Source organism: Methylobacterium mesophilicum (assembly GCF_036441335.1).
In the GTDB taxonomy this organism is placed as follows: Bacteria; Pseudomonadota; Alphaproteobacteria; order Rhizobiales; family Beijerinckiaceae; genus Methylobacterium; species Methylobacterium mesophilicum_B.
On record NZ_MLBW01000034.1, the window covers coordinates 234,443 to 258,125 of the forward strand.

Here is a 23,683-nt window from a genome sequence, read left to right on the forward strand (position 1 = left end):
GCCATGGCGATGACCCTGCTCCGGCGCCTCGAGGGCCCGCAGACCCTGGGGCGCGGCCCGGCCTTCTGGACCGCCTTCGCCCTCGCGGTGGCGGCCGCCGTGGCCTACCCGTGGTTCGCGGACGGCTACACGGTCGGCAATACCGCCTACTTCTTCTGCTGGGTGTTCATGGCGCTCGGCCTGTGCCTGATCTGGGGCTACGGCGGCGCGCTCAGCTTCGGCCAGACTGCCTTCTTTGGCCTCTCCGGCTACGCCTACGGCGTGCTCACGCTCAATGTCGGCGCCGCCTACGGCTTCACCTTCGCGGCCCTGGTGCTGGCGGTGGCGCTCTCGGCCGTCATGGCGGCGCTCCTCGGCTACTTCCTGTTCTTCGGCCGGATCGGCGGGGTGTTCCTCGGCATCATCACCCTGTCGGTGACGCTCGCCCTGGAGCGCTTCATGGCGCAGACCGCCGGTCCGGAATGGAAGATCGGGGCGGCGCGGCTCAACGGCTACAACGGGATGAGCGGCATGCCGCCCCTGACCGTGCCGTGGCCCGACGGCGACGTCGTGCTGTTTCCCGAGGTCGCCCTCTACTACGGCCTCCTGGGCCTCCTGATCGTCGTCTACCTCGCGCTGCGCATCCTGGTGAACGCCCGGTTCGGCAACGTGCTGGTGGCGATCCGCGAGAACCCGGAACGGGCCGAGATGCTCGGCTACGACGTGCGGCGCTACCAGCTCGCCGCCTTCGTGATCGGCTCGGCCCTCGCGGGGCTGAGCGGCACCCTCTACACCGCCTGGGGCCAGTACATCACGCCCTCCAGCATGGGGCTCACCGCCGCCGCGCTGCCGGTGATCTGGGTCGCGGTCGGCGGCCGCGGCGACCTGACGGCCACGCTGATCGGCACGCTCGTGGTCCTCGGCGGCTTCCAGGCGCTGACGATCTACGGCAGCCAGTACGCCCTGGTGGTGATGGGCCTGCTCCTCGTCGTCGTGGTGCTGGCGGCGCCCGACGGCCTCGTGGTGGCGGCCATGCGCGGGCTCGGCCGCCTGCGCCGCCGGGAGGCCGGCCGATGACCCCGCTCCTCGAGACCCGCGATCTCAGCAAGCATTTCGGCGGGCTGCACGTCACCAACGACGTGAATTTCGCCCTCGCGGCGGGGGAGATCCACTGCCTGATCGGGCCGAACGGCGCCGGCAAGAGCACCTTCTTCCGCCTTCTGCTCGGCGAGTACGCGCCGGAGCGTGGGCAGATCCTCTACGGCGGCGAGGACATCACCGCGCTCAAGCCCTTCGCGCGGATCCGGCGGGGCATGAGCGTCAAGTTCCAGGTCCCGGGGATCTTTCCGAGCCTGTCGGTCGCCCACAACCTGGAGATCGCCCTGCAGCACCATCTCGAGGGCGCCTCGCTCAGCGCCGAGATCCGCCGGTTGCTCGCCTTCCTCAACCTCACCGCGGCGGCCTCCGACCGGGCCGGCGCCCTCAGCCACGGGCAGAAGCAGTGGCTGGAGATCGGCATGGCGATCAGCCTCAAGCCGCGCCTGCTCCTGCTCGACGAGCCCACCGCCGGGATGTCGCCGGACGAGACCTTCGCCACCGGCGCGATGGTGCAGGCGCTCAACCGCGACGGCGTCGCCGTGCTGGCCATCGAGCACGACATGGCCTTCGTCCGGCAGATCGCCCAGCGGGTGACCGTGCTCCATGTCGGGCGCATCTTCGCCCAGGGTACCACCGACGCGATCATCGCGGACGAGCGGGTCGCCGCGATCTACCTCGGGGAGGCGGACGCGCCGCCGCTGCGGAGCGTCGCCGATGCCTGAACCGCTCCTCGCGACGACCGGCCTGCGCGCCGGCTACGGCGGCAAGCCCGTGCTCCAGGGCGTCGACCTCGCGGTCCGGCCCGGCGAGATCGTGGCGGTGATCGGCCGCAACGGCGTCGGCAAGTCGACGCTGATGCGCAGCCTCGTCGGGCTGTTGCCCGCCTCCGCGGGCGGCATCGCGTTCCGGGGCGCGGCCGTGGAGGGGCTCGCCGCCCACCGGCGCGCCCGCCTCGGCATCGGCTACGTGCCCCAGGGCCGCGACGTCTTCCCGCGCATGAGCGTCGCCGACAACCTGACGGTCGGCGCGTCGCTGCTGCCGAAGGGCGAGCGGCCGGATTACGAGCGCGCCTTCGGGCCGTTCCCGATCCTGCGCGAGCGGCGCGGGCAGCGGGCCGGGACGCTCTCGGGCGGGCAGCAGCAGCAGCTCGCCATCGGCCGCGTCCTCGTCGGCGGGTCGGCGCTGATCCTGCTCGATGAGCCTTCCGAGGGCATCCAGCCCTCGGTGGTGCAGCAGATCGGCCGCACCCTCGTCGATCTCAACCGCCGCACCGGGGTGACGATCGTGTTCGTGGAGCAGAACCTCGACCTGATCCGCGCCATGGCCCAGCGCAGCTACGTCATGGACAAGGGCCGGATCGTCGCGGAGCTGACGGCCCGGGACCTCGACGACCGCGACCTCGTGCGGCGCCACCTCGCCGTCTGACACCGAAGTCCGACAACCCAGGGAGAGACGACCATGCAGTGGCTCGACCAGTCCATCATGGCCCGCAAGGGCGTCGCCGGCGGCAAGCCCGGCCGGGAGCACACGATCACCGAGGCCGAGCAGGGCCGTTACCACTACGTCTACGGGCCCTTCGCCGAGCCGGTGCTGACCGTCGATCCCGGCGCCGTCGTCACCGTCGAGACCCACGACGCCTTCGAGGGCAAGATCCGCCACGAGACCGACAGCCCGACGCAGATCCTGAACTTCCCGTACCTCAATCCCCAGAACGGGCCGATCTACGTCAACGGCGCCGAGAAGGGCGACTGCCTCGCGGTGGCGATCCGCTCGATCCGGCCGCGCGGCCCGCAGCCCTGCGGCACGACGCTGATCATGCCGGAATTCGGCGGCCTCGTCGCCACCGGCGACACCGCGCTCCTCAACCCGTCCCTGCCCGAGCGGGTGCGCAAGCTCGAGGTCACGGCCGAGAATGGCGTGCGCTGGAACGACCGGATCACGCTGCCCTACCAGCCCTTCATCGGCACGATCGGCACCTCGCCGGAGATCGAGGCGATCTCCTCGCTGCAGCCGGACTATTACGGCGGCAACATGGACCTGCCGGATGTGGGCGTCGGCGCGGTGATCTACCTGCCGGTAAATACCGAGGGCGCGCTCCTCTACCTCGGCGACTGCCACGCCGCGCAGGGCGACGGCGAGCTCTGCGGCGTCGCGGTGGAGCACCCGACCCACACGACGGTGCAGATCGACCTGATCAAGGGCTGGACCTTCCGCTGGCCGCGGCTCGAGACCGCCGACTTCTACATGACGATCGGCTCCGCCCGACCGATGGAGGACGCGGCACGCATCGCCTACCGGGAGCTGGTCCGCTGGCTCGCGGCCGATTTCGGCTTCGACGAGATCGACGCCTACATGCTGCTCACGCAGTGCGGGCGGGTGCGGCTCGGCAATATGGTCGATCCGAAGTACACGCTCGGCGCCTCGATCACGAAGGCGATCGCCCACGCCTGATCGGCGACGAAGGAGGACGGCATGGATCTCGGGCTCAGAGGCCGCCGGGCGCTGGTGACCGGCGGCACCAAGGGGATCGGCGCGGCGATCGTCGACCTGCTGGCCGACGAGGGGGCCGCGGTCGCCCTCTGCGCCCGCAACGCCGCGGAAGTCGCCGCCAAGGTGGCGGCCCTGCGCGCCGGGGGCGTCTCAGTGGCTCGGGCCGTCTGCGAGGCCAGCGCCTTCACCTCGCCCGCCACCACGGCGAAGCCCTCGCCGCCGCCACACCCGACCTGCACGGGGCCGCCCTCGACATCCTGCAGGATCGGGTTCCCTGAGATCCGACAGCGCGCCGGGAGCGCCCGCATGGCCTACGCGACGACGATCGAAGGCACACGCTTCACCTTCCCCGACCTGCGCAGCCTGCTCGCCAAGGCCACGCCGGAGCGCTCGGGCGACCAGCTCGCCGGGCTGTGCGCGGAAGGGCCTGTCGAGCGCCTGGCCGCGCAGATCGCCCTCGCCGACCTGCCGCTGAGGACCTTCCTGGCCGAGGAGCTGATCCCCTCGGACGAGGACGAGGTCTCCGACCTCATCGCCCGCCGCCACGACGCGCAAGCGTTCGCGCCGGTCGCCTCGCTGACGGTCGGCGCCTTCCGCGAGTGGCTGCTCGCGCCCGCCGCCGACGCCGCCGCCCTCGCCGCCCTCGCGCCCGGCCTCACGCCCGAGATGGTCGCGGCGGTCTCCAAGATCTGCCGCCTGCAGGACCTCGTCGCGGTCGCCGCCAAGCGGCCGGTGGTGACCCGCTTCCGCTCGACCCTCGGCCTGCCCGGGCGCCTCGCCACCCGCAACCAGCCCAACCACCCGACCGATTCCTCCGAGGGCATCCTGATCTCGGCCCTCGACGGCCTGCTGATGGGCTCGGGCGACGCGGTCATCGGCGTCAACCCGGCGACCGATTCCCTGCCCGACTACATCCGCATCGTCGAGCTGCTCGAGACCCTGCGGCTGCGCCTCGACGTGCCGACCCAGCACTGCTGCCTCGGCCACGTCACCGTGGCGATCGCCGCCATGGCCCGGGGCGCGCCCGTCGACCTCGTGTTCCAGTCGGTGGCCGGCTCGCAGAAGGCCAATGCCGGCTTCGGCGTCGACCTCGCCGTCCTGCGCGAGGCCTCGGACGCGGCGCGCGCCCTCGGCCGCTGCCCGGCGGGCGGGCAGGTCATGTACTTCGAGACCGGCCAGGGCTCGGCGCTCTCGGCCGACGCGCACTGGGGCGTCGACCAGCAGACCATGGAGGCGCGCGCCTACGCGGTGGCGCGGGAGTTCGACCCGCTGCTCGTCAACACGGTCGTGGGCTTCATCGGCCCCGAGTACCTCTACAACGGCAAGCAGATCATCCGCGCCGGGCTGGAGGACCATTTCTGCGGCAAGCTGCTCGGCCTGCCGATGGGCGTGGACGTCTGCTACACCAACCACGCCGATGCCGACGGCGAGGACATGGACGCGCTGCTGACCCTGCTGTGCGCGGCCGGGGTCAACTTCGTCATCACGGTGCCGGGGGCGGACGACGTGATGCTGAACTACCAGTCGCTGTCGCACCACGACGCGGTCTTCGCCCGCGAGACCCTGGGTCGCCCCCCGGCGCCGGAATTCGAGGCGTGGCTGCGGGCCGTGGGCATCACGGACGGGCAGGGCCGGCTGGCAGGCGCGGCGGGCGCGCTGCCGCCGGCCCTGGCCGAGGNCGTGGTTCTGATCGGGGAGCGTCCGGGCCTGTCGGCCTCGGACAGCCTGGGCTGCTACGTCACGCACGGCCCGGCGCCGGGTCTGCCCGACTCGCGGCGCAACTGCATCTCGAACATCCGGGAGGGCGGCCTCCCGGTCGAGGCGGCCGCCGGGCAGATGGCGGCGCTGCTGCGGGCGATGCTGGCCCAGGGCACCAGCGGCGTCGCGCTGCGCCGGGACGATCCCGCAGACCCGGAGGCGCTGCCGGCCGCGCGGGACTGACCGCTCGGACGGCCGGAGCGGACGTCACGCGCGCTCCGCGGACGGGCTGCAGCCGTACCGGGACCGGTAGCAGCGGGCGAAATGGGCCGCGCTCGCGAAGCCGCAGGCGGTCGCGATCTCCCCGATCCGGAGCGGGCTCTGGCGCAGCAGGCGCCGTCCGTGCGCGAGGCGGATCGCCCTGTACTGGGCCGAGAAGCTGAGCCCGAGCTTGTCGAGGAACAGCCGGTCCAGGTGGCGCGGGCTGATCGCCGCGAGGCGCGCCATGGCCAAGCGGCCGAGGGGCGCCTCCACGGTCTTCTCCATCGTCTCCAGGACCGCCAGCAGGGCCGGATGGTGGATTCCGTAGCGCTCGACCGCGGAGGCGCGCTGCGGGTCGTCGGCGGCGCCGATCGCCGTGTGCAGGAACCAGTCGGAGACGCGGCGGGCGAAGGCCTCGCCCATGCGCTCGGCGATCAGGGCGTGGGCCATCTCCAGGGGCGCGACGCCGCCGCCGCAGGTCAGGCGATCGCCGTCGGTGACGTAGCGCGCCCGGCTCAAACGCGCGTCCGGGAAGGTCTCGACCGTGGCGCCGGCATATTCCCAGTGGAGCGTGAACGCGCGGTCGGTGAGCAGGCCCGCCGCGGCCATCAGGTAGGGACCGCCCGAGATGCCCCCGATGCGCACGCCGAGCCGCGCCATCCGCCGGAGGGTCGCGTGGATCTCGGGCCTGTCCCAGCCGGTCGGCTCTCCGCCCGCGCAGACGAAGAGGGTGTGCATGTGGCCGCGCAGGCGCGGCAGCGCCTCGGTAGGTATCTCGGCGCCCGACGAGGAGGCCACCGAGCCCTCCGCCTCGCCGAAGTAGCGCAGGCGGTAGAGCGGCCGCCCGGCGAGCTCGTTGGCCGCGCGGAACGGCTCGCAGCCCGAGGCGAAGGACAGCAGCGCGAAGCCGGGCACGAGGATGAAGCCGATCTCCTGCGGCCGGTCACCGGTCTCAGCCTCCATCGCGCCCGCACCCTTCGCGCCTCGACGGCTCAAACGTGCAGAAAACCGTCCCTCACAGTCAAACGCGATGCTCGGCATCCATCATGCTGTGTGCCGTTATCCCGTGCCGCGCGAGATCGCTTCCGGATGCCTCGACCTGCCGACCGTCCTCCGATCCGCGCCGCGGCGGCAGCCCGCCCCGGCAGCCTGCGGGCGTTTCGGCCGTGAGCCGCCGCTACGACGTCGCCGTCCTGGGACTCGGCGCGATGGGCAGCGCCGCGCTCTACCAGCTGGCGAAGCGGGGCGCCGCGGTCATCGGCCTCGACCGGTTCGCGCCGCCCCACGCGCTCGGATCCAGCCACGGCGAGACGCGGATCACCCGGCAGGCGGTCGGTGAGGGCGCCGACTACGTCCCCTTCGTCACCGCCTCGCACCGCATCTGGCGCGCGCTGGAGGCCGAGACCGGCGAGACCCTGCTGAACGCCTGCGGGGCGCTCGTCATGGCCCCGGGTCACGGCGTCTCCTCGCATCACGGCAAGCCGGACTTCGTCGGGCGCTCCATCGCCGCCGCGGAGGGTGCCGGCATCGCCCACGAGGTGCTCACCGGCGCGGAGGTGGCCCGCCGGTTCCCGCAATTCCAGAACCTCGCGGGCGACGAGAAGGCCTATTACGAGCCGGGCGGCGGCTACGTGTTTCCGGAGCGCTGCCTCGCGGCGCAGCTCGGCCGCGCGGAGGCGGCGGGCGCCGAGATCCGCACCAACTGCACGGTGGTCGGGCTGCAGCAGGACGGGGGCGGCGTCCGCATCGAGACTGCGGAGGAGACCATCCTGGCCGACCGCGCCGTCGTGGCCGCGGGCGCCTGGACGGCGCCGCTGCTCGGGAGCCCGTTCGACCGGCTCCTGACCGTCCGGCGTCAGCTCCTGCACTGGTACGCGCTGGCGGACGAGACCGCCTACGGGCCGCACTCGCCGGTCTTCATCTGGATGTACGGGACGAGCGACACGGAATACCTCTACGGCTTCCCGCCGCTCGACGGGTCCATCAAGGTCGCCACGGAACAGTACACCACCACCACCACCGCCGACGGGGTAGAGCGCCGCGTCGACCCGTCGGAATCCGACGCGATGTACCGGCTACGCGTTGCGAACCGGCTGGCCGGCGCGACCCCGGAGGTCGTCCAGGCCGCGGCCTGCGTCTACACGGTGACTCCCGACCGCGGCTTCATCATCGACCGGCATCCGGCGATGGACCGAGTCACGGTGGTCTCCGCCTGCTCGGGGCACGGATTCAAGCACTCGGCCGGCATCGGCGAGGCGGTCGCGTCGGAGCTGGCCGGCCCCGGCAGCACGGTCGATCTCACGCCCTTCGCCCTGGCACGTTTCAGTTGATGCGCCGGCCAATGGCTCGTGGATTGCTTGAAACCATGCCAAGATCGGCCGACCCGAGCAGGAAAGATCCGATGCGTCTCACCGTCCGCACCCTTCTGGCCACCGGCGCGCTGGCCGCGCTCGCGGCGTTCTCGAGCGTCGCGCTGCCCGGCCGGGCCACGGCCGCCGACGGCGTCGACGCGATCAAGAAGCGCGGGACCCTGATCGTCGGCGTGAAGGCGGATTACAAGCCGTTCGGCTTCCGCGACCCGAGCGGGGCGATCATCGGCCTGGAGCCCGACCTCGCCGCCGACATCGCCAAGCGGCTGGGCGTGAAGCTCGAGCTCGTGCCGGTCGTCTCGGCCAATCGGATCGAGTTCCTGCAGCAGGGGAAGGTCGATCTGCTGATCGCCACCCTGTCGGACAAGCCCGAGCGCCGCCGCGTCGTGCAGGCGATCGACCCGAACTACTATTCCGACTTCGTGAACGTCCTGCTGCCCAAGAATTCGGGCATCACCGACTGGGCGCAGCTCAAGGGCAAGCCCCTCTGCGCCACCTCGGGGGCGTGGTACAACAAGGACGTCGCGCGGACCTACGGTGCGGAGATCGTCGCCTTCGACGGGTCCGAGAAGCCGCTCTTCGCGCTCAAGCAGGGCAACTGCATCGGCTACGTCTACGACCAGAGCATGCTGCAGGGTAAACTGCTGGACGACGACTGGAAGGCCAACTACGCGCTGCCGCTCAAGGGCATCCTGGACGCCCCGTGGATGATGGCGGTGGCGCAGGGCAACACCACGCTCCAGGCCGCGGTCGAGGACGCCACCAAGAACTGGATGAAGACCGGCTTCATCGTCAACGAGGAGAAGAAGTGGGGCATCGAGCCGACCGCTTACTCGAAGGCAATGCACGAGAAGTACAAGAACGCGACCAACTGATGCGCGCCTGCACGACGAAGCCGGCCGATCGCCCGCGATGATCGCCACGATCCAGGCGTGGTTCCAGCAGCTCTACGAGACCACGGGCTTCAACTTCACGGTCTTCTACGATCCCTACGACTGGGACCGGTACGTGGCCGGCCTGCGGATGACGCTGCTCCTCGGGATCAGCACGATCCTGGCGAGCCTCGTCATCGGCGCCGTCGGCGCGCTCCTGCAGAGCGGGCCGTCGCGCGTCCTGCGGGCGCTGGTCAACGGCTTCGTTGTAGTGTTCCGCAACACGCCGCCGCTCGTGCAGATCTTCTTCTTCTACTTCGGCCTCGGGACGCTGCTCCCGGACATCCGCTCGGCGGACGGCCTGCGCGCGCCGATCCTCAACAACGTCCAGTGGGCGATCATCTCGCTGTCGCTGTTCGCGGGCGCGTTCAACGTCGAGATCTTCCGCTCCGGCATCGAGGCGGTGCCGCGGACCACGGTCGAGGCCGCCGAGGCCCTGGGCTACACCCGCCTCAAGGCCTACCGCTACGTCGTGCTGCCGCTGGCGCTGCGCGTCTGCCTGCCGGCGCTCAACAACAACCTGATCAATCTCTTGAAGACCACCACGCTCGCCTACGCCATCGCGGTCCCGGAGACTCTGTACGCGGTCAAGCAGATCTGGTCCGAGTCGCAGAACGTCCTGGAGATGATGCTGGTGCTGCTGGCGACCTACGCGGTCCTCGTCGGCGTTCTCGTCTGGATCATGCACCGCTGGGAACGCGCCCTGCGCATCCCGGGATACGGCCGATGAAGGCTGCCGATCCGCAAGGCGGACAACCGGGGGACCTGCCGGTCCTCCTGCCCTTCGCGCTCCCGGAGGACCGCGCGGCGTCGCGCCTGCGCCCGGCCCATCTCTGGCTGCTCACCGGCCTCGCGCTCATCGCCCTGCCGGCCTGGGCGCAGGGCGGGGCCGCCGCGCTGTCGCCCCTGGAGGTCGTGATCAAGTGGGCGCCCCTCTTGCTCACGGGCTTCGCCTTCAACGTGGCGATCTCGCTGATGGCGATGGCCATCGGTACGGTGGCGGGCATCGGGCTCGGGCTGGCCATGCTGGCAGAGGGGCGGATCCTGCCCCGCCTCGCGTGGTGCGTCACGCAGGTCTTCCGCAACGTGCCCTGGCTGGTGCTGCTGTTCTTCGTGATGTTCCTCGTGCCGTTCCAAGTCACCGTCTTCGGCATCCGCGTGCCGCTGCCCGACTGGGTGAAGGCGACCTTCGGGTTCAGCCTGCCGGTCATGGCCAACGTCGCCGAGATCGTCCGCGGCGCGGTGCGCTCAGTGCCGAACACCCAGTGGGAGGCCGCGGAATCCCTGGCCTTCACCCGGCGACAGACGATGTGGCGCATCATCCTGCCCCAGTGCGCGAAGCGCATGCTGCCGCCGTGGATGAACGTCTACTCGCTCATCGCGATGGCGACCGTGCAGGCCTCTATCGTCGGCGTCACCGAGATGCTGACGCTGACCGCGCAGGTGCACGCCGCCGAGGGCGGCCGCCCCGAGCTGTTCGCGCCGCTCTACGGCTTCGCGCTGCTGTGCTTCTTCCTCTACTGCTACCCGATCGACCGGTTCACCGCCGCCCTGGAACGCCGCTTCGAGACCCGCTGAGACCATGACGCGCGCGACCCTGGCCGCCACCCCGACCCCGAGCCGGACTCCCGATCAGCCGATCGTCCGCGTCGTCGACGTGCACAAGTCCTTCGGGACGTTCGAGGTGCTGAAGGGGATCAGCTTCGACGTCCGCAAGGGCGAGGTGGTCTGCATCATCGGTCCTTCGGGCTCGGGCAAGTCGACGCTGATCCGCTGCGTCAACGCGCTGGTGCCGGTGAGCGCGGGCTCGATCGAGGTCGAGGGGATCGACGTCACCGATCCGCGGCTCGACAAGCTGGCGCTGCGCCGCAAGGTCGGGATGGTGTTCCAGCAGTACAACCTGTTCCCGCACAAGACCGCGCTGCAGAACGTGATGATGGCCCCCATCCACGTCCTCGGGCAGGAGAAGCGCGAGGTCGAGGCCCGGGCGCGGGCGCTCCTCGCCAAGGTCCGGCTGGCCGGCAAGGAGAACGCCTACCCGGGCGAGTTGTCCGGCGGCCAGCAGCAGCGCGTGGCCATCGCCCGCTCGCTGGCGATGCGGCCGGACGTGATGCTGTTCGACGAGGTCACCGCCGCCCTCGATCCCGAGACCGTCAAAGAGGTGCTGGTGACGATCCGGGAACTCGCCGAGGAGGGCATGACCTGCATGCTCGTCACGCACGAGATGAACTTCGCCCGCGACGTCGCCGACCACATCTACTTCACCGACCGCGGCGTGATCGTCGAGCACGGGCCGCCCGCGACCTTCTTCGCCGCCGCCCGGGACGAGCGCACGCGCCGTTTCCTGTCGCAGGTGCTCTGAACTCGCCGCGGTCAGGGCCGCGTCAGCGCGGCCCGGCCTCCCGCGCCGCGATGTGGTCGGCGATCGCGCCGGCGGTGGTGAGCCAGATGTCGGCGCGGCGGTCGGCGATGTGCTGGAGCGCCCGCCGCAGGGGCCGCAGCCGGTGCGGGCGCCCGACGATGTAGGGGTGGAGCGCGACGCCCATCACCAGCGGCGCGCTCCGGGACTGCTCCAGCATCTCGTCGAAGGCGTCGACGATCGCGTCGGCGAACTGGCGGCCCGTCTCCTTGCGGGCCACGATGGCGGGGATGTCGTTCAGTTCCTGCGGGTAGGGGACCGTCAGGATCCGGCCGCCGCCGCGCGTCTTGAACCAGGTCGGCTGGTCGTCGTGGTCCCAGTCGAGCAGGTAGCGGTAGCCGGCCTCGGCGAGCAGGTCGGGCGTCACCCGCGACTGCGAGATCCACGGCCCGAGCCACCCGGCGGGGGGGCGGCCCTCCCGCGCGGCGATCACCCGGGTCGTCTCGGCGATCAGGGCCCGCTCCGCGTCCTCGTCGAGAGTGCCCTGCCGCTCGGCGTTGGTGCGGCCGTGGCCGACGATCTCGTCGCCCCGCGCCCGGAACGCCTCGATCAGCCCGGGGCAGTCCCGGTAGAGGTTGCTGTTGACCAGCACGCTCGCCGGCATCGCCAGAGCGTCGAGCATCTCGGCGATCCGCCACGCGCCGACCCGGTTGCCCCAGTCGCGCCACGCGTAGTTGAGCACGTCCGGCTGCGGGCCGCCCGGCGCCAGCTCGGCGCCCAGGCCCTCACCGAACGCGAAGGTCTCGAGGTTCAGCCCGACATAGACAGCCAGCCGCTTACCCTCCGGCCAGTCGTAGACCGGCCGGTCGGGGAGGGCGCTGTAGCCGTAGCGACCGTGTCCGGCCTTCGTGTCCATGAGCAGCTCCCGTTACGCCGCACCGAGATAGGCCGCTTCCAGCCCCTTGTCCGCCGAGAGCTCCGCGGCGGTTCCGCGCGCGACGACCCGGCCCTGCTCCAGCACGTAGCCGCGGTCTGCGACCGTGAGGGCCAAAGCCGCCATCTGGTCGACGATCAGGATGGTGACGCCCTCGTCGCGCAGCTCGGCCACGGTGGCGTAGAGGGCGTTGATCATCGCCGGGGCGAGGCCCAGCGACGGCTCGTCGAGGAGCAGGATGCGCGGGTGCGCCATCAACCCCCGGGCGATGGCGAGCATCTGCTGCTCGCCGCCGGAGAGCAGGCCCGCCCGGCTCGCCGCCCGGTCGCGCAGCCGCGGGAACCGGTCGAGCAGGCGCTCGACCTCGGCCGGGTCGATCGGCGTCCCGCGCCCGAAGGCGCCGAGGCGGATGTTCTCGACGACGGTCAGCTCCGGGAAGACCTGCCGGCCTTCCGGCACCAGGACGAGGCCGCCGCGGGCGATCCGGTGGGCCGGCAGCGCTTCTATGCGCCGGTCCTCGAACACGATCGCGCCCGCGACCGGGCGCAGCAGCCCTGCCAAGGCCCGCATGGCCGTGGACTTGCCGGCGCCGTTCGCGCCCAGCAGGGCGACGGTCTCGCCCGGCCGCACGTCGAGATGGACGCCGTCGAGGACCGGCGCGGCGCCGTAGCCGGCCGTCAGGTCGAGGACCGAGAGGACGGCGTCCGCCGGTCCCTGCCACGGCGCGCTCCGCGGCCGGGCCGGGGTGTCGGCGCCCCCGAGATAGGCGCGCAGCACCGCCGGGTCGCGCCGGATCTCGGCGGGCGTGCCGCGCGCGATCGGGCGGCCGGCATCCATGACGAGGATGTGGTCGGAGATGCCCATCACCAGCGGCATGTCGTGCTCGACCAGCACCACCGCGACGCCGCTGTCGGCGATCCGTCGGATCAGCCGGGCCAGCCGGTCGGTATCGGCCCGCGACAGGCCGGCGGCGGGCTCGTCGAGGAGCAGGACCGCGGGGCTGCCGGCGAGCGCCCGCGCGATCTCCACGAGCCGCCGGTCGACGTGGGGCAGCTCGGCGGCCGGGCGGTCGAGGGCCGGACGGGCTGTCGGCGACGGCGGTCGCGCTGAACGCGGTGCCGGCGGCGGCGGCGCTGGCGGCGCGGGTGCGGCGGGCCGGCTGGAGTCTGGCGCCCGTGGTGGTCGCCCGCCAGGGGCGCGTGGCGATCGGCGATCCGATCGGGGCGCGGCTCGGGGCGCGCTGCGTCGTGGTTCTGATCGGGGAGCGTCCGGGCCTGTCGGCCTCGGACAGCCTGGGCTGCTACGTCACGCACGGCCCGGCGCCGGGTCTGCCCGACTCGCGGCGCAACTGCATCTCGAACATCCGGGAGGGCGGCCTCCCGGTCGAGGCGGCCGCCGGGCAGATGGCGGCGCTGCTGCGGGCGATGCTGGCCCAGGGCACCAGCGGCGTCGCGCTGCGCCGGGACGATCCCGCAGACCCGGAGGCGCTGCCGGCCGGATAGCCCCGCCGGGTTCGCGGCGGGGGCTATCCCTTCAGGCCCGGAGGTCGGGGGCCTGGCGGTGCCGGGTCGCCTGCTCGTAATCGTAGGCGAGTCCGAGGAGGTCGGCCTCGCTCCAGAGCGGCCCGACGAAGATCAGGCAGAAGGGCGAGCCCGAGGCGTAGCGGCCGGCCGGCACGACCACGCCCGGCAGCCCGGCGATGTTGATCTCGCAGACGGTGGTCTCGTGGATCGTCTCCGACCCGTGCAGGGCCGGCACCGCGTCGCGGGTCTGCGGGAAGACCAGGGCGTCGAGACCGTGCTCCGCCATGACCGCGGTGAAGATGTCGAGGTACCGCTCGCGCGCCGCCAGGAAATCCGAGAGATCCGGGGGGGCGAGGGGATCGGCGCGACAGGCCGCGAAGGCCGGCACCTGATTCATCCAGTCGAGGACGCCGCCCGGGGCGAGGGGATCTTCCGCCTTCGTGGCGGCGTCGAAGTCGGCGAGGGTCCGGTAGGCCGCCTGTGGACCGAGCCGTTGCAGATAGTGATGGAGGTCGTAGAGCACGCTCTCGATGCCCCGGGCGTCGTAGTGATCGAGCCCGGCGACGGGCTGGCCGAGCTCCGCGAAGCCGCTTCCGGCGAAGGGGTCGGCCACCAGGGTGGCACCCCGCTCGGCGATCTCGGCCTGGGCCCGGGCGTAGAGCCGGATCGTCTCCGCCGAGAGGGCCCGGTCGCGCCAGCCCGGCCCGTAGAGCCCGAGGCGTCTGCCCCGCAGGGCCGTGTCGGACAGCGCGGCGGCGTAGCCGCCCTTCGGACGGCGGCCGATCCCGGCCACGGTCTTCGGGTCGGCCGCCGTGTAGCCGGCCAGGGCATCGAGGGTCAGCGCCGCGTCGCGCACGCAGCGGGCGATCGGCCCGACCACGTCGCGCGTGCTGCCGGCGAGCGGGACCACCCCGGTATTGGGCACCAGGGCGAAGGTCGGCTTGATGCCGACGAGCCCCTGCGCCGAGGCGGGATTCTGGATCGAGCCGCCGGTCTCCTCGGCGAGTCCCAGGACCGCGAGGCTGGCCGCGACGGCCGTGGCGGTGCCGGCGCTCGACCCGCCGGGCAGGAGGTCGGGCGCCATGGCGTTGAGCGTCCGACCGGCCCAGCTGTCGTTGGCGTGGCTGCCGGTGGCGCTCAGCACGGGCACGTTGGTCTTGCCGAGGATGACGCAGCCGGCCGCCCGCATGCGGTCCACCACGGGCGCGTCCGTGGCGGGCACGAGGTCCACTCCCCCGGCCTTGGCGCAGAGGAAGTGCCAGCCGGCCGTGGTGGGCAGGCCGGCGACGTCCATCGTGTCCTTGATCACGACCGGCACGCCCGCCAGCGGCCCGAGGGCTTCGCCCGCGGCCCTGCGGCGGTCGATCGCGCGCGCCTCGTCGAGGGCGTGCGGATTGCGGAAGATGATCGCGTTGTAGCGGGGATTGTAGGTCTCGATCCGCGCCAGGAAGGCTTCGGTCAGCGCCTCGGCCGTCACGCCGCGGGCGAAGGCGGCCTGGACGTCGGCGACGGTCATCTCGGTCAGCATCCCGGCAAGGTCGGGCGCGTCGATCGGGGCAGCATCCATGGGGAACTCCGGACTGGCGAAGGGGAGGGGATCCGGCGGCGGCTCAGGCCATGCCGACGAACTCGTCGATCAGCGACCGGTCGCGCGCGACCTCGGGCGGGACCTCGCGGGTGATGACGCCCTTCTGAAGGATCAGGATGCGTTCCGAGAGGCCGGTGATGCAGGTCAGGTTCTGCTCGACGAGGAGCAGCGCGATGCCGCGCTCGCGCCCGATCCGCAGGAGGATCTCGATGATCTCCTCGATGATCGAGGGCTGGATGCCCTCCGTCGGCTCGTCCAGCAGGAGGATGGTCGGGCCACCGCAGAGGCAGCGGGCCAGCGCCAGCAACTGCTGCTCGCCGCCCGACAGGGCACCCCCGGGCCGGTCGAGATAGGCCTTCAACCGGGGGAAGGTGGCGAGGATGTCCCCGATGGTCTCGTCCTCGTCCCGCTTCGCGAGCAGGCAGCCCATGCGCAGATTCTCGCGCACGCTGAGCGCGGGGAAGATCTCGCGCCCCTGGGGCACGTAGCCGAGGCCCATGCGCGCCCGGGCCGTCGGGCTGCGCCGGGTGATGTCGGTCCCGTCGAACCGGACCTGCCCGGCGGTGGCCGGCAGGTAGCCCATCAGGGTGCGCAGCAGCGTGGTCTTGCCCATGCCGTTGTGGCCGAGGATGCCGACGAACTCGCCGGGGCGCACCGCGAGGGTCACGCCGCCGAGGATCGGGATGCGGCCGTAGCCGGAATGCAGGCCCTCGACGGAGAGGAGCGGCGGGCTGGCAGGGTCGGTCATGTCAGGCGGCCTGCTTGCCGAGATAGACGTCGCGCACGCGGCTGTCGGCCAGAACGGCGTCCACCGTATCCTCCATGAGGATCCGGCCCTGGTTGAACACCGTCACGGTCTTGGCGATCATCCGGATGAACGGCATGTCGTGTTCCACCACGATCAGGGCGTGGGTGCGGTTGATCTCGCGGATCAGCGCGGCGGTGCGGTGGACCTCCTCGTGGGTCATGCCGGCGGCCGGCTCGTCGAGGAGGATCAGCTCGGGCTCCTGGGCGAGCACGGTGGCGATCTCGACCCATTGCCGCTGGCCGTGCGCGAGCTGGCCGACGATGCGTCCGGCGATCCCGGTGAGGTCGAGGCGCGTCAGGGTCTCGTCGACGATGGCGCGGGTGCGGGCGATGGACTTGCGCCGGCCGGCCGCCACGAACACGTTCTCGTGGACCGAGAGTCCGTTGAAGACGTTCGGCACCTGCGTCTTGATGCCGACGCCGAGCCGCGCGATCGCGTGGGGCTCGGCCCCGGTGATGTCCGTGTCGCGCAGGCGGATCCGGCCCTCGGTGGGCTTCAGCTGACCGGTCAGGATCTTGAAGAAGGTGCTCTTCCCGGCGCCGTTGGGCCCGATCAGGCAGCGCAGCTCGACCTCGCCGAGGGTGAAATCGACGTCGGCCACCGCCGTCACCCCGCCGAACCGCATGGTGACGCCGCGGGCCTCGACGAGCGGGCGCAGGGGCGCCCCGTGGGCGCCGGTGAGGGGGGTGGGAGCGTTCATCGCGCGCCTCCCGCGGCGAGCGCGTCCTTCGCCTTCCCGCCCGAGGCCCGGGGCGTCCGTGCCCGCTCCAGGAGGCGGAGGCCGATGCCGCGGGCGACCGGGATCAGCCCCTGCGGCACGAGCAGGACGAAGCCGACGAGGACGACACCGAGCCCGAGGTTGGAATCGACCGCGCTCTGGCTGCCGGCGGCGATGATCAGCGCCTGGATCAGCACCGCGCCGAGCATCGGCCCGACGAGGGTGCCGAGGCCGCCGACCAGGACGTAGATGATGACCTGCGCCGACATCGGCAGCCCGAACACGGTCGGGCTGATGAAACCGCCCCAGTTGGCGTAGAGACAGCCGGCGAGGCCCGCGACCCCCGCGGCGATCATGAAGGCGATGAGCTTGTAGAGGCGCGGGTCGTAGCCGATCAGCTGGGCCCGGGTCTCGTTCTCGCGGATCGCCACCACCACGCGGCCGAGGCGGCTCGCCAGGATCCCCCGCAACAGGGCGTAGACGAGGATCAGGGCCCCCATCGCGGCGTACCAGATCCCCTCGATGTCCAGGGGCTCGTCGGGATGGCCGGGCGCGTTGAGGGCGGGGATCGCCGGGATGCCGTTGAAGCCGCCCAGCTCTGCCGCACCGATCCGGTACTGGCTGCCGGAGGTGGCGTTGACGAGCTGGAACAGGATCACCGACACGGTCAGCGTGATGACGCCGATATAGGCGTCGCTGATCCGCCCGTAGAACATGAAGTAGCCGAGCAGGCCGGCGAAGAGCATCGGCACCAGGATCGACAGCAGGACGGGCACGGTGCTGTCGCCCATGTTGAGGACCGCGATGGCGTAGGCGTAGCCGCCGAGCCCCAGGAAGGCGGCCTGCCCGAAGGACATCACCCCCGCGAAGCCCCAGACGAAGCCCTGCGAGAGGCCGAACATCGCGAGCGCCGCGAAGCCGGTGCACTGGACGAGGCCGAACGTGTCGAGGGCGTGGGGCGCCCCGAACAGGATGGCGAGGCCGAGGGCCAGCGTCGCCAGGAACCCCGCGGCGGAGAGCCGGCGGGCGGGAGCTGCGGAGATCATAGGCTGCGCCTCAGGTAGCGGCCGGTGATGCCTTGCGGGAGGACGCGGATCAGCAGGATCGCCGCGACGAGGAGGGCGACGTCGCCGATGACCGGCGTCGTCTTGAACGAGACGAGTTCGTTGATGACGCCGAACAGGCTGGAGGCCAGACCGGTGCCGGTGACGATGGCCGGGCCGCCGCCGAGAACCGTGATGAAGGCGCGGGCGATGTAGGCCGCACCCATGGCCGGGGAGACGCCCGAGATCGGGGCGAGGACGCCGCCGGCGAGGCCCGCCAGGGCCGCGCCGAGCGCGAAGGTCGCCATGTAGACGCGGTTCGGCTGCACCCCCAGTGCCGCGGCCATGCGCGGGTTCTGCATGGTCGCGCGCAGGATCAGGCCGAACTTGGTGAAGCGCAGCACCAGGAACATCGCCGCCAGGGCGGCCAGCGCCGTCGCCACGATGACGAGGCTGTAGAGGCTCGCCCCGTAGCGCCCGATGTCGAAGCTGCCGACGGGCGTCGAGACGCCGCGCACGACGTTGCCGTAGAGCGTGGTGATCAGCCCGATCAAGCCCAGGCTGATGCCCCAGGTGGCGAGCATCGTGTCCATCATCCGCCCGTAGAGGAAGCGGATGACGGTGCGCTCCAGGATCAGCCCGATCACGCCGACCACCAGCGGCGGCAGGACGAGCATCGCGATCCAGATGTTGACCCCGGCCCCGCTCGCCATCACGGCCGTGTAGGCGCCGAGCATCATGAACTCGCCGTGGGCGAGGTTGATGATGCGCATCATCCCGTAGATCACCCCGAGGCCGAGGGTGATCAGGACCAGGGTGGCGATGCCGGTGACGACGTTGAAGGCGAGCAGCCCGGCGAGATCCATCGCCCTCAGCCCTTCAGGTCCGGCGTGAACTGCTTGTTGGTGCGCGGATTCTTGATCAGGTCGCAGGCACCGCCGGTGTCGGCCGGGAACGAGTTCGGGAAGGTGGCGAGGATCTCCCACTTCCGGTCCTTCGGGCGGGCCAGATAGGTGTTGCGGATGGTGTGGTGGGTGGCACCGTCCATGGTGACCGTGCCGGTCGGGGACTCGATGCTCAGGCCGCTCTCCAGGGCGGCGATGACCTTGTCGCGCTCGATCGAGCCGGCCTTCTTCACCGCCTCGGCCCAGAACAGGATGCCCTCGTAGGTGGCGGTGTCGAGCTCGCTGAGATCGGTGACGTCGGCGCCGAACTTCGCCTGCATGCCGGCGACGAAGGCCTTGCTCGCGGGCGTGTCGAGGTCGTTGTACCAGCCGTAGCAGGTGATGATCCCGTTCGTCGTGGAGGGATCCATCGTCGTCAGCTCGTCGCCGAGCCCGAACACGCTCGACCCGACCGGGATCTTGGACTTCATGCCCGCCGCGTCCCACTGGCGATAGAAGCCCGAGTGGTTGGCGCCGACCAGCGCCGAGAGGACGAGATCGGGCTGCGCCTGCTGGATGCGGCTGATCGCGGACGAGAAGTTGGTGACGTCGAGGGGGAAGAAGTCGGTGCCGAGCACCGATCCGCCGCCATTCTTCATGAACTTCGTCATCCAGCTCGCGGTGATGTGCCCGTAATTGTAGTCTGCCGCGACGATGTAGGCCTTCTTGCCCCAGTTCTTGAGGGCGTAGTCGACGATGTGATTGACGGTCTGCGCGGGGGTCGACCCGGTGCAGAACACGTTGCGGTCGCAGACGCCGCCCTCGTACTGCGTGTTGTAGAAGTAGAGGGTCCGCGCGCGGTCGAAGATGGGTCGGATCGCCTCGCGCGATGCCGAGGTGATGCCGCCCTGGACGACGTCGACCTTGTCCTTGAGGGCGAGCTGCTGGGCATACTGGGTGTAGAGCTGCATCGACGATTGCGTGTCGTAGGCGATGAGCTGGATCGGCCGCCCGAGGAGCCCGCCGGCCTTGTTGAGTTGCTCGACCGCGTACTCGGTGGTCTCGATCATCCGCTTGCCTTCGAGGCCCAGCGCGCCGGACCCGTCGAGCAGGCTGCCGAGCTTGATCGGCTCGGCGGCGAAGCCCTTCCGCGCGACGAACGGCATCGCGACGGTGCCGGCCGCGGCCGCCATCGACAGTTTCAGCACCTTCCGGCGGTCCATCGCACCCATCCCCCGAACTCCTCTCCGCATCGCGCCTCGGGTCCGGTGACCGGAAGCGGTTGAGCGGCCGGTTCGCAAAGTCGATGCCAACCAATCCCACAGATCGGTCAAAGATCGGAGCGGCAACTCGGGGCGCGGCGACTGTCTGGGGCGCTGGCTGCCTGCCGCGGCCGCGGAAATGCCACACAACGATCACGAGGCCGCGCGGGCAAATGCGCGGTCACGGCCTTCGGGCACGCCGCTCGAGGAAGGCACGTGGGGCAAGTCGAGGCGCCTCGTCCTACGTCACTTCAAGCTGGACTCCATGGACGAGCCCTCGAAGAACGCCTTGTCTCCGGCACTCCCTTATCGAAGCAGCCACGCCGCCCTCGGCCACCGTTGGGCCCCCGGGCACCAGAACGGACAACCGGGTGCCAGACCTCCGCACCGCGCCTTCTCCGTAGCGGCGAACGCCCGAGGGCGAGGGGCTAGCGACCGACGTGGGAGACTGGAAAGGGGGTTGTCCTTGTGCAGGTGTCCTGTCGGGCATGGATCAGCGTCTCCGCCGGGTCCCTGAACCAGGCGGCGTGTCCATCGTGCGTCGAGGCGGCCCATATATTAAAGAAATGCTCCAGACCTCTATTTGCTTTGTATCTGTAAAAACGATCTCATCGGCAAATAGAGGTGCCTGGGGCATAGGTCAGCTCCACGGAACTTGCGGAGTGAAACGGGATCTGAAATCACTCCGTTCACCAGCGGTACGAGAAGCTGCCCTTGACGGCGTGGTCGCGTGTCCGCGCCCCGATCTGGCCGTCATAGCTCAGGCCAACAAGCGTGCCCGGCGCCACCTGCCACTCCAGGCCGGCCGACACCACCGCCGCGTCCCGGGCCAGCGGCGCGCCCGCCGTCCGGAAACCCGTGCTGCCCCGGAACGCCAGGCGTGCGGCCGGCGCCACATCCCCGAACGCCCGCCGGTAGCCGATCAGACCCTGCGCGAGCACCGGGCCGGCGCCCCCGAACAGGTCGGCCACCACCGCCCGCGCCTGGAGACCCACGGTGGCCGTCTCGATCAGATCGGTCCGCCCGAACGCCGCCAGCGCCGACGAGCCTCCCGTCTCGGTGAAGCCGTCCCGGCGCAGGCGCAACACAGCCCCGCCCACGAACGGCTCGACATAGCGCTCCGCCCCGCCGATCCGGTAGCCGACCTCGCCGAAGCCCTGCAGCGTGCTGCCTCCAGCCCGGCCGCTGACCGCCTGCGAGAAGCCCGGGAACAGCACCGTGCGGCGGGTATCGAGGGCGTCCCTGCCATACATGGCCCCGAGCCGGACCTGCACGGGTCCGAGCGTGCCGTCGACATGAGCGGCGCCGAAGCTGCCCTCGATCCGGCCGGACGACTGGCGGGTGGTCGCGTCGAACTGCGTGACGCCGGAGCCGCCCGCCACGCCGAGGCGCCAGCCCTCAAGGCCGGAGCCCAGCCCGTCGCCCAGCACGCCCGGGCCGGTCTCGACGCCGAGCAGGAAGCCGCCGGTCTCCCGGGTCAGGCGGGCGGTGTTGCGGGAGGCATCGTTCGAGCCGAACACGCCGAAGGCCTGACCCCAGACCGCGTAGCGCGGCGCGAGGGGCCGCACCGGCACGACGCCGGTGGCAGGCTCGTCCGGGGTCAAGGCTGCGTAGCCGGCCGGCAGGGTGGTGCCGGGGGCGAAACGCTGGCCGGCAGCGCCGGTCAGGCCGAGGCCGCCGGCCGGCCCAACGCCGAAGCGCAGGTGCTCAAGCAGGGTGCCCTGCGCGGCGAGCGCCGTCTGCGCCCGCACGGAGAGGGCCGAGGCCTGGATCTCGCCCGACAGGCTGTTGAGCGCCCGCACGGCGCCGGAGGCTGTCTGGTTCAGCAGCGCCGTGGTCACCTGTGCGGCCGGGCTCGACACAACCGTCGTCGTCCCGGTTCCGGTGCTCACCGCGGTCGTGACCGTGCCGGTGGCCGCCACGCTCGTCGTCACGGCGGGGCGCGCGCCGACGGCCGTGGCCGGCGTGCTGGTGACGGTCGGCCCGGTGCCGTTGAGGGCACTCGCGATTGTGGCCTGGTTCGGCGTCGTGGCCGCGCTGGTGAGCGGCGCTGTCTGGGCGAAGCCGAGGGCGATGCCGTGGGCCTCGTAGCTCAGTGACGGCGTCAGGAAGGCGAGGTTGCTCGTCGTCTGGAGGCTGGTGAACGTGCCGGTGATGCCGCCGCTGGCCGTGAGCAGGGTGTAGCGCAGGGCCGGCGTGTAGGTGCCCGAGCCCGCCAGCACCTGCACGGTGCCGCCCTGTATCGTCACCGGGCCGGTCACGTCGGTGCGGTCGTTGGACGTCGGCGTGATCCGGACCGTGTAGAACGCGCCCGGCGCGAAGGTCAGCGGGCCGTGGATCGCCAGAGTGCCGATCGCCGCAGCGCTGCCGGGGGCGAGCCGTCCGCCGGCCTCGATCAGCGGATCGCCGATCTTGCCGATGCCCGACAGCGTGCCCCCGCGCCGGATCGTCACCGCGGAGGCGCCGAGCACGCCGTCGATCTCCAGCGTGGCGTCCGCCACGGTGGTCGCACCCGTGTAGGTGCTGTGCCCGGTCAGGATCTGGCGGCCGCCGGTCAGGCTCAGGCCGCCGGTGCCGGTGATGCGGCCGCCGAAGCTGCCCGCGGCGTCGGCCAGAGTCAGGGTCTTGGTGCCGAGGGCGACGGTGCCGGCTTGACCTGCTGCCGTGTTGGCGAGACCGGCGATGGTGGTGCCGGGGCCTGTCAGGCTGGCGATGTCGAAGGTGCCGCCGGTGGCCAACTCCACACCGCTGGAGGCGCTGATCGAGCCGGAGCCCGCCAGCGCGAGGGTGCCACCCGAGACCATGGTGACGCCCGTGTAGGTGCTGGCGCCGGTGAGCGTCTGGCTGCCCGCCGTGAGGGTCAGGCCGCCGGTACCGATGATCAGTCCGCCGAAGCTTCCGCCGGCGTTGGAGATCGTGAGCGTCCTGGTGCCGAGGGCCACGGTGCCGGCCTGGCCGGGCGCGGTATCGGTGAGGGTGGTGACGGCGGTGCCGGTCCCGGTCCGGCCGGCGATGTCGAAGGTGCCGCCGGTGGCGAGCGCCACGCCGCTGGAGGCGCCGATCGAACCGGACCCGGCCAGGGCCAGCCTGCCGCCAGAGATCGTGGTGGTGCCCGTGTAGGTGTTGGCGGCCGTGAGGATCGCGGTGCCGGGACCGACCTTCGACAGGCCGTAGCCGTTGCCGCCGTCGTCGATGGTGCCGGAGAGGGTCAGGGTGCCGCGGCCGCCGAGCGCGGCGTTGCCGGCCAGCGTGATCGCCCCGGAGGCGCCGGCCGTGCCGGTGCCGGTGAGGGCGCCGACGCCGGCACGGCCGGCGCCCGCCAGCGTCAGGGCGTTGGCGAGGGTGACGTTGTTCACGTCGAGGGTGCCAGCCGCCGCGACCGCAGCCGCTCCGGTTCCCAGCGCCGCGGCATGGGCCGTGCTGAGCGTGCCGGCCGCGATGGTGGTGCCGCCGGAGTAGGTGCTGGCGCCGGTGAGCGTCAGGGTTCCGGGTCCGGCCTTGGTCAGGCCGCCGGTCCCGTCGAGGGTGCCGACGAAGGTGGTTGAGGTGCCGTCGCCGCCGGCGGTGAGGCGGGCGGAGCCCAGGGCGACGCGGCCCTGCCCGGCGAGGGATCCGACGGTCTCGCTGTCGGCGAGGGCCAGGGTGGCGCCGGCCGCGATGGCGACGGCGCTGCGATCGCCGATGGCCTGCCCGCCCTGGGCCAAGAGGGTGCCTTGCGCGAGGGTGGTGGGGCCGGT

The 23,683-nt window shown here is 71.6% G+C and carries 20 protein-coding genes and 2 pseudogenes; 12 read left to right on the forward strand and 10 right to left on the reverse strand.

Annotated features, from left to right (window positions below; translation table 11 throughout):
* Positions 1-9: 9 nt before the first annotated feature.
* The 6 genes and pseudogenes from MMR14E_RS21810 to eutB all read left to right on the forward strand — a co-directional run bounded on the left by MMR14E_RS21810 (position 10) and on the right by eutB (position 5,508).
* Entirely contained in the window at positions 10-1,056 is a 1,047-nt protein-coding gene (locus tag MMR14E_RS21810) for a branched-chain amino acid ABC transporter permease (protein ID WP_331318604.1), read from the forward strand.
* Positions 1,053-1,799: an ABC transporter ATP-binding protein gene (locus tag MMR14E_RS21815; protein WP_331317176.1), complete on the forward strand. Its 747-nt coding sequence runs from the start codon at positions 1,053-1,055 to the stop codon at positions 1,797-1,799. Before MMR14E_RS21810 ends, MMR14E_RS21815 begins: the two co-directional genes overlap by 4 nt.
* On the forward strand, positions 1,792-2,502 hold the full coding sequence (locus MMR14E_RS21820) for an ABC transporter ATP-binding protein (protein ID WP_331317177.1): 711 nt from the start codon (positions 1,792-1,794) through the stop codon (positions 2,500-2,502). The genes MMR14E_RS21815 and MMR14E_RS21820 overlap by 8 nt, the downstream gene beginning before the upstream one ends.
* A 33-nt stretch (positions 2,503-2,535) precedes the next feature.
* Positions 2,536-3,528, forward strand: a complete 993-nt coding sequence (locus MMR14E_RS21825; RefSeq protein ID WP_331317179.1) for an acetamidase/formamidase family protein — start codon at positions 2,536-2,538, stop codon at positions 3,526-3,528.
* 21 nt (positions 3,529-3,549) lie between these two features.
* Positions 3,550-3,675 (forward strand): annotated as a pseudogene (locus MMR14E_RS21830) (SDR family NAD(P)-dependent oxidoreductase); the annotation flags it as partial.
* 198 nt (positions 3,676-3,873) lie between these two features.
* The gene (eutB, locus tag MMR14E_RS21835) at positions 3,874-5,508 is read left to right on the forward strand and encodes an ethanolamine ammonia-lyase subunit EutB (protein WP_419539433.1); all 1,635 of its coding nucleotides are present in this window, start codon (positions 3,874-3,876) and stop codon (positions 5,506-5,508) included.
* A 24-nt stretch (positions 5,509-5,532) separates the two neighbouring features.
* On the opposite strand, the gene MMR14E_RS21845 is transcribed toward eutB, so the two are convergent.
* Positions 5,533-6,489, reverse strand: a complete 957-nt coding sequence (locus MMR14E_RS21845) for a GlxA family transcriptional regulator (protein WP_331317180.1) — start codon at positions 6,487-6,489, stop codon at positions 5,533-5,535.
* Positions 6,490-6,692: 203 nt separating this feature from the next.
* Here MMR14E_RS21845 and solA point away from each other — a divergent pair, with 203 nt between their 5' ends.
* From solA to MMR14E_RS21870, 5 genes are all read left to right on the forward strand, one after another.
* The gene (gene solA / locus MMR14E_RS21850; RefSeq protein WP_331317182.1) at positions 6,693-7,856 is read left to right on the forward strand and encodes an N-methyl-L-tryptophan oxidase; all 1,164 of its coding nucleotides are present in this window, start codon (positions 6,693-6,695) and stop codon (positions 7,854-7,856) included.
* A gap of 71 nt (positions 7,857-7,927) precedes the next feature.
* Positions 7,928-8,770, forward strand: a complete 843-nt coding sequence (locus MMR14E_RS21855; RefSeq protein ID WP_331317183.1) for a transporter substrate-binding domain-containing protein — start codon at positions 7,928-7,930, stop codon at positions 8,768-8,770.
* Positions 8,771-8,807: 37 nt separating this feature from the next.
* Positions 8,808-9,557 carry an amino acid ABC transporter permease gene (locus MMR14E_RS21860; RefSeq protein ID WP_331317185.1) on the forward strand — a complete coding sequence of 250 codons (750 nt, stop codon included), beginning with the start codon at positions 8,808-8,810 and terminating at the stop codon, positions 9,555-9,557.
* Positions 9,554-10,405, forward strand: coding sequence for an amino acid ABC transporter permease (locus MMR14E_RS21865; protein WP_331317186.1), 852 nt, complete (start codon positions 9,554-9,556; stop codon positions 10,403-10,405). The genes MMR14E_RS21860 and MMR14E_RS21865 overlap by 4 nt, the downstream gene beginning before the upstream one ends.
* Before the next feature lie 4 nt (positions 10,406-10,409).
* Positions 10,410-11,189, forward strand: a complete 780-nt coding sequence (locus MMR14E_RS21870; protein ID WP_331317188.1) for an amino acid ABC transporter ATP-binding protein — start codon at positions 10,410-10,412, stop codon at positions 11,187-11,189.
* Between the two features lie 22 nt (positions 11,190-11,211).
* Here the strand turns inward: MMR14E_RS21870 and MMR14E_RS21875 are convergent, their stop codons facing one another.
* On the reverse strand, positions 11,212-12,102 hold the full coding sequence (locus tag MMR14E_RS21875; RefSeq protein ID WP_331317189.1) for a polysaccharide deacetylase family protein: 891 nt from the start codon (positions 12,100-12,102) through the stop codon (positions 11,212-11,214).
* A 12-nt stretch (positions 12,103-12,114) separates the two neighbouring features.
* A pseudogene (locus MMR14E_RS21880) lies at positions 12,115-13,197 on the reverse strand (ATP-binding cassette domain-containing protein); the annotation flags it as partial.
* A gap of 38 nt (positions 13,198-13,235) precedes the next feature.
* Here MMR14E_RS21880 and MMR14E_RS21885 point away from each other — a divergent pair.
* Positions 13,236-13,622 (forward strand): ethanolamine ammonia-lyase light chain EutC, encoded by a 387-nt coding sequence (locus tag MMR14E_RS21885; RefSeq protein ID WP_419539395.1) that lies wholly within the window; start codon positions 13,236-13,238, stop codon positions 13,620-13,622.
* Between the two features lie 31 nt (positions 13,623-13,653).
* Here the strand turns inward: MMR14E_RS21885 and MMR14E_RS21890 are convergent, their stop codons facing one another.
* The 7 genes from MMR14E_RS21890 to MMR14E_RS21920 form a co-directional block, all read right to left on the reverse strand.
* Positions 13,654-15,210 (reverse strand): amidase, encoded by a 1,557-nt coding sequence (locus tag MMR14E_RS21890; protein WP_331317190.1) that lies wholly within the window; start codon positions 15,208-15,210, stop codon positions 13,654-13,656.
* 43 nt (positions 15,211-15,253) lie between these two features.
* Positions 15,254-15,979, reverse strand: a complete 726-nt coding sequence (locus tag MMR14E_RS21895) for an ABC transporter ATP-binding protein (RefSeq protein ID WP_331317191.1) — start codon at positions 15,977-15,979, stop codon at positions 15,254-15,256.
* Between the two features lies 1 nt (position 15,980).
* Positions 15,981-16,739 carry an ATP-binding cassette domain-containing protein gene (locus MMR14E_RS21900; RefSeq protein WP_056530338.1) on the reverse strand — a complete coding sequence of 253 codons (759 nt, stop codon included), beginning with the start codon at positions 16,737-16,739 and terminating at the stop codon, positions 15,981-15,983.
* Positions 16,736-17,803, reverse strand: coding sequence for an ABC transporter permease subunit (locus tag MMR14E_RS21905; RefSeq protein ID WP_331317194.1), 1,068 nt, complete (start codon positions 17,801-17,803; stop codon positions 16,736-16,738). The genes MMR14E_RS21900 and MMR14E_RS21905 overlap by 4 nt, the downstream gene beginning before the upstream one ends.
* Positions 17,800-18,666, reverse strand: coding sequence for a branched-chain amino acid ABC transporter permease (locus MMR14E_RS21910; protein ID WP_331317196.1), 867 nt, complete (start codon positions 18,664-18,666; stop codon positions 17,800-17,802). The genes MMR14E_RS21905 and MMR14E_RS21910 overlap by 4 nt, the downstream gene beginning before the upstream one ends.
* Before the next feature lie 5 nt (positions 18,667-18,671).
* On the reverse strand, positions 18,672-19,916 hold the full coding sequence (locus MMR14E_RS21915) for an ABC transporter substrate-binding protein (RefSeq protein WP_331317198.1): 1,245 nt from the start codon (positions 19,914-19,916) through the stop codon (positions 18,672-18,674).
* A gap of 719 nt (positions 19,917-20,635) precedes the next feature.
* Positions 20,636-23,650, reverse strand: coding sequence for an autotransporter outer membrane beta-barrel domain-containing protein (locus tag MMR14E_RS21920; protein WP_331317200.1), 3,015 nt, complete (start codon positions 23,648-23,650; stop codon positions 20,636-20,638).
* Positions 23,651-23,683 lie beyond the last annotated feature (33 nt).

Coding starts and splice junctions, on each gene's coding strand:
- MMR14E_RS21910 (WP_331317196.1), bottom strand. CDS start 18,666: ATGGATCTCGCCGGGCTGCTCGCCTTCAACGTCGTCACCGGCATCGCC.
- MMR14E_RS21855 (WP_331317183.1), top strand. CDS start 7,928: ATGCGTCTCACCGTCCGCACCCTTCTGGCCACCGGCGCGCTGGCCGCG.
- MMR14E_RS21905 (WP_331317194.1), bottom strand. CDS start 17,803: ATGATCTCCGCAGCTCCCGCCCGCCGGCTCTCCGCCGCGGGGTTCCTG.
- MMR14E_RS21845 (WP_331317180.1), bottom strand. CDS start 6,489: ATGGAGGCTGAGACCGGTGACCGGCCGCAGGAGATCGGCTTCATCCTC.
- MMR14E_RS21870 (WP_331317188.1), top strand. CDS start 10,410: ATGACGCGCGCGACCCTGGCCGCCACCCCGACCCCGAGCCGGACTCCC.
- MMR14E_RS21815 (WP_331317176.1), top strand. CDS start 1,053: ATGACCCCGCTCCTCGAGACCCGCGATCTCAGCAAGCATTTCGGCGGG.
- MMR14E_RS21895 (WP_331317191.1), bottom strand. CDS start 15,979: ATGACCGACCCTGCCAGCCCGCCGCTCCTCTCCGTCGAGGGCCTGCAT.
- MMR14E_RS21820 (WP_331317177.1), top strand. CDS start 1,792: ATGCCTGAACCGCTCCTCGCGACGACCGGCCTGCGCGCCGGCTACGGC.
- MMR14E_RS21900 (WP_056530338.1), bottom strand. CDS start 16,739: ATGAACGCTCCCACCCCCCTCACCGGCGCCCACGGGGCGCCCCTGCGC.
- MMR14E_RS21865 (WP_331317186.1), top strand. CDS start 9,554: ATGAAGGCTGCCGATCCGCAAGGCGGACAACCGGGGGACCTGCCGGTC.
- MMR14E_RS21825 (WP_331317179.1), top strand. CDS start 2,536: ATGCAGTGGCTCGACCAGTCCATCATGGCCCGCAAGGGCGTCGCCGGC.
- MMR14E_RS21810 (WP_331318604.1), top strand. CDS start 10: ATGACCCTGCTCCGGCGCCTCGAGGGCCCGCAGACCCTGGGGCGCGGC.
- MMR14E_RS21875 (WP_331317189.1), bottom strand. CDS start 12,102: ATGGACACGAAGGCCGGACACGGTCGCTACGGCTACAGCGCCCTCCCC.
- MMR14E_RS21915 (WP_331317198.1), bottom strand. CDS start 19,916: ATGGGTGCGATGGACCGCCGGAAGGTGCTGAAACTGTCGATGGCGGCC.
- MMR14E_RS21860 (WP_331317185.1), top strand. CDS start 8,808: ATGATCGCCACGATCCAGGCGTGGTTCCAGCAGCTCTACGAGACCACG.
- MMR14E_RS21890 (WP_331317190.1), bottom strand. CDS start 15,210: ATGGATGCTGCCCCGATCGACGCGCCCGACCTTGCCGGGATGCTGACC.